This is a genomic window from Nitrosomonas sp. Nm58 (assembly GCF_900107335.1).
GTDB lineage: Bacteria > Pseudomonadota > Gammaproteobacteria > Burkholderiales > Nitrosomonadaceae > Nitrosomonas.
Genome location: NZ_FNPQ01000009.1, coordinates 79,279 through 86,350 on the forward strand (window position 1 = coordinate 79,279; position 7,072 = coordinate 86,350).

7 protein-coding genes and 1 riboswitch are annotated in these 7,072 nt (G+C 44.3%); of the genes, 3 read left to right on the forward strand and 4 right to left on the reverse strand.

The window, feature by feature from the left end:
- Window positions 1–104: 104 nt before the first annotated feature.
- Entirely contained in the window at window positions 105–1,949 is a 1,845-nt protein-coding gene (locus BLW34_RS05665; protein ID WP_090576750.1) for a S8 family serine peptidase, read from the reverse strand.
- A 95-nt stretch (window positions 1,950–2,044) separates the two neighbouring features.
- Window positions 2,045–2,126: riboswitch (cyclic di-GMP riboswitch) on the reverse strand.
- A gap of 211 nt (window positions 2,127–2,337) precedes the next feature.
- On the opposite strand from BLW34_RS05665, the gene BLW34_RS05670 reads away from it, so the two are divergent.
- Window positions 2,338–3,135, forward strand: coding sequence for an MlaA family lipoprotein (locus BLW34_RS05670; RefSeq protein WP_090576753.1), 798 nt, complete (start codon window positions 2,338–2,340; stop codon window positions 3,133–3,135).
- 104 nt (window positions 3,136–3,239) lie between these two features.
- Here the strand turns inward: BLW34_RS05670 and htpX are convergent, their stop codons facing one another.
- Window positions 3,240–4,124: a protease HtpX gene (gene htpX / locus BLW34_RS05675; RefSeq protein WP_090576756.1), complete on the reverse strand. Its 885-nt coding sequence runs from the start codon at window positions 4,122–4,124 to the stop codon at window positions 3,240–3,242.
- A 228-nt stretch (window positions 4,125–4,352) separates the two neighbouring features.
- Between htpX and BLW34_RS05680 the strand changes: the two genes are divergently transcribed.
- Window positions 4,353–4,520 (forward strand): rubredoxin, encoded by a 168-nt coding sequence (locus BLW34_RS05680; protein ID WP_090540778.1) that lies wholly within the window; start codon window positions 4,353–4,355, stop codon window positions 4,518–4,520.
- The gene (locus BLW34_RS05685) at window positions 4,517–5,671 is read left to right on the forward strand and encodes an NAD(P)/FAD-dependent oxidoreductase (RefSeq protein WP_090576758.1); all 1,155 of its coding nucleotides are present in this window, start codon (window positions 4,517–4,519) and stop codon (window positions 5,669–5,671) included. The genes BLW34_RS05680 and BLW34_RS05685 overlap by 4 nt, the downstream gene beginning before the upstream one ends.
- A 250-nt stretch (window positions 5,672–5,921) precedes the next feature.
- Here the strand turns inward: BLW34_RS05685 and BLW34_RS05690 are convergent, their stop codons facing one another.
- Window positions 5,922–6,533 (reverse strand): exopolysaccharide biosynthesis protein, encoded by a 612-nt coding sequence (locus BLW34_RS05690; protein WP_090576761.1) that lies wholly within the window; start codon window positions 6,531–6,533, stop codon window positions 5,922–5,924.
- 242 nt (window positions 6,534–6,775) lie between these two features.
- Window positions 6,776–7,072: transposase (locus BLW34_RS05695; RefSeq protein WP_143037873.1), on the reverse strand; the 297-nt coding region annotated here is incomplete at its 5' end.

A 7,072-nucleotide genomic window follows, 5' to 3' on the forward strand; every position in this document is an offset into this window, starting at 1 on the left:
GGAATCGACACGCTTTTTGGTGTAAATATTTCCGACAACAATAAAAAACGCCCGTCGGGGCGTTTTTTATTGTTCAAGTGAAAAATGAGGCTTCTTAATTCTTCTTAATTTTGCACATTAACTGTCTGGCTCGTTTTATTTCCGTCTGAATCAGCCGCTTCCACCGTTACGGACAACCAAGAACCTCGCGGCGCACTTCGCCAGGTATCCCAAGTGTAGCTGAGTGAGTTGCTATGGTTCACAGCGACTTCACTACCGTTAATGAGCAAGCTGATTCGGGTGATTGCTTGGTCATCGTTCGCTGTTGTACTCACTTTCTGTTTGTGGGAGACTTTCATGCCATCAGCCAAGTTGAAGGACGTAATAACTGGTTCGTCCAGATTGTCTTGTGAGGTTGATGACACAGCATTTTTAACGGTTACCGGGACGTTGGTTGAGGTACCTTCATTTCCAGCGGCATCATAAGCGCGTGCGGTAAGATTATAGGTGCCATCGGTAAGTTTTGTGGTATCCCATGCAAAGGAATAGGGTGCTTGACTGTCGGTAATGATTTTCTGGCCATTGACATATAAATCAACCCGAACGACACCTTGGTTGTCGGAATAATTGACATCAATCGCAACGATACCCGATACCTGTTGCCCGCCGGTTGGCGAGGTAATGCTGATAATCGGTGCTTGGCTATCCACGCTGATCTTCGTCCAGGCGGCCTTAACTGCTTTGGCGGCATCAATACGTCCATAACCGTAGTACTGATCATAGCTGATTGTGCCTAGATCAATCGCAGTGGATTTGAGAATTTGATCGATATCTGCGGGCATTAGATTGCTGTTGGCTGACAGCATCAGCGCTGCTGTGGCGGCAACAATCGGGCTGGAAAAGGAAGTGCCCGATACATAGCCGTAACCACCGCCTCGAGTAGTGGTATAAATACTGACACCGGGGGCTGTAAAATCTACGAAAGGTCCATAGCTTGACCAGCTGGCGCGTACGTCGCTGCTGCTGGTGGCGGCAATGGCTAGCAATGAGTCGCTGGCTGCATAGTTGAGATAGCCGCCGGTATTACCAGCAGAAACGACGACAACCCCACCTTTACTACGCATGTAATTCGCGGCCGATTGTACTGTCAAGCTGCCAGCAGCACCAGAATAACTGATGTTGGCAACTTTGGCACCATTATCGGCTGCCCAGCGGATACCGCTTGCCATTGCACTAAAATAGGCATAAGCATTCGCATCTGCGATACGTATCGGCATGATTGAAGCGCTCCAGGCCACGCCTGCGCTACCTGTGCCATTATTGGCCGATGCTGCTGCAACCCCGGCAGTTTTGGTGCCATGGCCATGTACATCAGTAGTATCAGCATTGTTGTTGTAGATATTCCATCCCGGCACCATATTGGCGGCCAGATCGGGGTGGTTGCTGTCTACTCCGGTATCGAGTATAGCGATGGTGATTCCATCTGCGTTGGAAATATCCCAAGCAGTGGGAGCGCCAATTTTTGGCAACGCCCAACTGCTGCTGAATGTAGGATCTGTTACGGTCTGATCGGCAGCAACCAGCATATCTAGTTCAACATTCTTAAATCTCCGATCCTTCTTGAGTTTGTTAAGGACTTTGACTTCATCAACACCATCTGGCAGATCATATATGAGAACGTTCAGTCCTTCTAGCCGATGTTTGGCTTTGATTCCGCCATGTGGCTTGAATGCATTATCGGATTCCTGCTCGGGCAGGCCCGCGCGAGGCAGCACCAATAAACGTCCCTTTGCCCAGCTGGTTACAGGTTCGGTGTCGACTGTTTGAGCTGCAACTGATTTTTTTTCTTCGATTACTTCTGCATGACCTATATCGATAAAGCTTGCTAGAAGAAGAGCAGTTAAGATGATTGATCGAGTAATGAAAGAAATGCTGCCGGGAGTGTAGCGATGATTTTCAGGATTCTGCATAGAGATGCTCCTTGATGGTCAAAATAAAATCAAAATACTGACTCAGGTAACGGAGTAAGCGCTTAATTAAAGAGAAGTGATGCAGTTCTCAAAATTTTGGTAGCCTCACTATCTTTATTTATATAAAGACTGGAAGCTTGGAGTTGCTACCTCGCGATGGGTTAGCCTTTGTCGGTTACTACTGAATTACGGTAGCAATCCGTTGAACTTTAGTTCTGGTATTTGGCTGAAAAACTCTTTGATGAATGAGGGGGTGTTAATAGCTGTGCCCATTTTGAACATGACTAAATTAATTAAGAGAAGGTGAGAGGGCTGCCGGCGAGGATGTTGTCGCGATTACATAATTATGGCAAGATGGCCTGCTCACAAATAAAAACGAATGTAAAAAATGACTTTGTATCGTTATAAATTTCTGGTTTTGATGTTATTGGGGTATATGTTGATTGGGTGTGCCTCGGTTGAGAATAATAAACGAGATCCACTGGAATCAATGAACCGGGCAGTATTTGCATTTAATGAAAAATTTGAAGAAATTATATTCGATCCCGTTGCACGAGGTTATCGAGCAGTTACTCCAGATCCTCTGGAGATGATTATCGGGAATGTTTTCTCAAATTTCAGCGATGTGGTGATTACAGCCAATGCGTTACTACAATTGAAGTTTGATACTGCAGCAGCCAGCGCAGCTCGAGTACTGGTCAACACAACATTCGGTGTATTTGGAATCATAGATATCGCCAGCGACATTAGTGCAGTCAGTGATATTAATATTAATAAGCGTAATGAGGATTTTGGTCAGACGCTCGGTCGTTACGGCATTGGGCCTGGTCCTTATCTCGTATTACCTTTCTTAGGTCCCAGTTCAATACGTGATACTGTGGGAATTGCAGTGGATAGCTCTTTTTTTCATCCGATTTGGTCGATATACCCTGACTTTGATTTTCTGACCGTTCGTTTCCCAACTTCGATGGGATGGGCTGTTGATGCGCGTGCTCAGATGCTGGATACGGATAAAACCCTTGAAGAAGCAGCGCTAGATAAATATGAGTTTGTACGCGACGCCTATCTGCAACGACGGAGAAGTCTGGTCTATGATGGTAAACCACCTCCAGATGAGAGCTTTGAGGCCAATGAAAATGGAGAGGCTGAGGAGGATGAGAACGGGGGAGGTGAGGTGATCAAATAATTCTCAGCAAAAAAGATGAGTTGGTGCAAATGGGGAATTGTTTGTGAGATTACGTTCAGAGTGATAAACAGTAGGATGCGATATATGCATCCTACCTTGTAGCTTTAATGTGTTGCTTCACGTAATGCCGCAATTCGCTCCTCCAGTGGAGGATGTGACATAAATAGGCGGCCAATTTGACTTTTCCGACCTGAGATCCCGAATGCTGCCATTTTGTCTGGTAAATGAGAGGGTTCATACTGCTGTTTCAAGCGCTCCAGTGCAGCAATCATTTTGTTGCGTCCAACCAGCTTTGCGCTCCCTGCATCTGCACGAAATTCACGCTGTCTGCTAAACCACATTACGATGATGCTCGCTAGAATACCCAGCATGATTTCTGCAATGATACTCGTGATCATGTACGCGGGTCCGTGTTCTTCTTCTGTTTTGAAGACAATGCGATCTACTGCATGACCAATAATTCGAGACAAGAAAATTACAAAGGTATTTACCACTCCTTGAATTAGAGCAAGCGTTACCATATCCCCATTGGCTATGTGGCTTACTTCGTGTGCAAGAACGGCTTCGATTTCGTCTTGTTGCATCTTTTGCAGCAACCCTGTGCTCACTGCCACCAACGCCTCATTTCGATTCATACCAGTAGCAAAAGCATTGACATCAGGTGAATCATAGATGGCTATTTCCGGCATACCGATACCAGAAGCCTTGGCTTGTCGGCGCACAGTTTCAACTAGCCAGCCTTCCGTGGCATTGGAAGGGATGTCGATAACGATGGCTCCTGTCATATGTTTTGCACTCCATTTAGACATGGCAAGCGAAATGAGTGAGCCTCCAAAGCCAATGACTGCTGCAAACACGAGTAAGGAATTGTAATTTAATCCACCGCCTTCTGCATCCAGTATACGATCAATGCCCAATATCCTCAGCGTGATACTTAGTACCAATAAAATCGCTAGGTTGGTTGCAATGAATAAAAGAATACGTTTCATAAATAGCTACCTATCAGGTTTTGTTAACGAATAATTTGAATAACCTACAAGACAATGGTTCAATTTCTACCTGTATAGTTTAAATGGAGACTATATTTTATCAAGTATGGAAAAGGAATGGGAGGCAGTAGCAATATCAAAAATAGCTTCCCGTTGAGGTACAATTAAAAGTTATTTGGCAACATCCAGAGAATAGATAGGGACAGAAAATTGGAGTTAGATAAAATAATGAGGAAATTTCAGTGTAAGGTGTGTGGTTTTATTTATGACGAATCAATAGGCGATCCGGAGCATGGCATTCAGGCGGGTACGCGCTGGGAAGATATTCCAGAAAGCTGGGTATGTCCTGATTGTGGGGTTGTCAAGGCTGATTTTGAAATGGTGGAAATCATATGAATCAGCAATCAGTCGTGATCATCGGTAGTGGTCTGGCAGGTTACGCGGTAGCAAGAGAGCTGCGCAAACTGAATACAGAAATTCCAATTACTATGTTATCTGCCGATCATGGAGGGTTTTATTCCAAGCCGATGTTGTCCAATGCGCTGGCGACAGGTAAAACACCTGCATCGCTCTTGAACTCGGATGTAGTACAGATGTCCAGTCAGCTAAATATAACGATACGGCCGTATACTCGCGTCAATAACATTGATCAATCCGGCGGTGCCGTGTTCCTTGAAAATGGAGAGAATTTGTCTTATGGCCAACTTGTGCTGGCTGTGGGGGCTGATCCGATCCGCTTGCCGTTGTCAGGTGATGCGGTAGATGAAGTTTTATCTGTGAATGATTTCGATGATTACCGCCGCTTCCGTGATGCGCTGGATGGTAAAAAAGAAATTGCAATTTTAGGTGCAGGATTGATCGGCTGTGAATTTGCCAATGATCTTGCTGTGGCTGGTTATCAGGTGCATGTAATTGATATCAATTCTCGACCTCTAGGTAGATTACTTCCCGAGGAGGGAGGGAAGTTTCTACAGGATAAGCTAACAGCGGTAGGGATTAGGTTTCATTTAAGTACCAAGATACAGCGAATTGAACGAACCGGAAGTGGTTATCGTTTGGTCTTTGATGAAAATCGAACGGTCGAAGCGGATCTTGTCTTGTCAGCAGTAGGTTTGCGTTCACGTACAAAGCTGGCCAAAGCGGCAGGCATTCATGTTAATCGTGGTGTGGTAACGAATCGATATTTACAGACTCAGAATACAAATATCTTCGCATTGGGTGACTGTGCTGAGATAGAAGGTAAAGTATTGCCATTCGTGATGCCTATTACTCACGCAGCTCGCGCCTTGGCAGCAACTGTGACAGGTACTCCAACAGCTGTTCACTATCCTCCTATGCCAGTATTGGTTAAAACACCGGCCTGTCCCTCCGTGGTATCCCCGCCAGATCCTGCTGTGATAGGCGAGTGGCAGATTGACGCCAATCAAGATGGTATTAAAGCTTTATTTCAGGATACGACAGGCAATCTTCATGGTTTTGCTTTATTGGGTGCAGCAACAAAGGAGAAAAATGCAATTACTTCTCGATTATTACCTGTGCTAGCGTGAGCTTGGCCATTATCGTAACAGATTCAAGTAGTGAATTTTGTAAGAGCAACTACTGGGTTTTGTTTTGGATAGGGAGAAAATAAAAATACCTACCTACCATACATCAATTACTTGACTAGAACCGAACGCATCCCGTGAAATAGCTTGTGCATTAGCTATTGGTGGCTGATAGTATTAGGAGGTTAAGCTGAATATGCTTTTAGGGATTCTTCATATTTGAAATTTGCGTTCGGTACGTATTAATTGACAACTAATAAAAAGATGGCAATGACACTCCCATCCATATAAGTGCAAGAACCACAAGTGTTATTCCTATACCGATAGTGCCAACTATCATACCGACAATAATAGTTAATCCATCTTTATTAAGTAAGCCTAGTGACATGATGAGAATTCCCCACCCAGGAGGGAAATTTGCCAAAGGAATGGGAAGGGCAATAGAAATGGTAAATATAAAGGAGAAGATACCTATGATTCGTTCCCAAGCATGTACGCTGATATAGGTAAGTCTTGGATGCAGATAACTTTCAATCTTGCGTAGCCAGGGCGTTGCTTTTTCAATTAATTTTTCCAGATTTTTTTTGTTAATCTCCTTTTTGCTTATCCATTCAGGCAGCCAAGGAGATTTCATTCCCCACATCATTTGTACTGAGAAAATAAAAAGTGGAATAGAAAAAAAAGTAGTATAGCCAGGTGGGACAGGAATAGGAAGGCAAATGGGTGAAGCGGCAATGGCAAGTAAAATACCAAATCCTCTCTCACGGAGAGAATTTTTGATTTCACCGATACTCATTTTGTCATTAGTATTTTGTACGACTACTAATTGGAGCAATTCAGATGTGTTGCGTTCTTTGTTCTCCATTAATGTTTCCTTGTGATGAAACTAGGGTAATTTTATATAGATAAGCGATGTTGCAGGAAGGATTTTAGTACTTTCCGTAAAGCAAATAGGCTTGAGTAGGTAACCGATTTCCTAATTCAGTTATAACACTGATGTATCCCCACGAATTTACTCTCTCTCCAATGAATCGAAGTAATCTACTAAAAGGGCTTGCGCCTGCTCCAACATTGAGGCGGATAATTCAAAAACGACATAGCGGCGAGCTATTCTGGCGAGAAAAATAACTGAATAGGGTGAACGACCTTGGCCGCTGTTGACCTTAAAATGATGAGCGCGGCAATTAATAACAGGTTGGCTCGGCGTTCGGCTTCAATCCGACTTTCGCTGGTAAAATCCAAACCATAATGCGTACTTTGGGTGTCTCGCAAGCCTTCCTCAATTTGCATACGGCTTCGATAATAATCCACGACTCGCACTGCAGAAAACGCTTTTAGCGAGGGCGATACAACCAGAAGCCAAGGCTCTTTTTCGCGTTTGGCATGTTTACGACGGGCACTGGA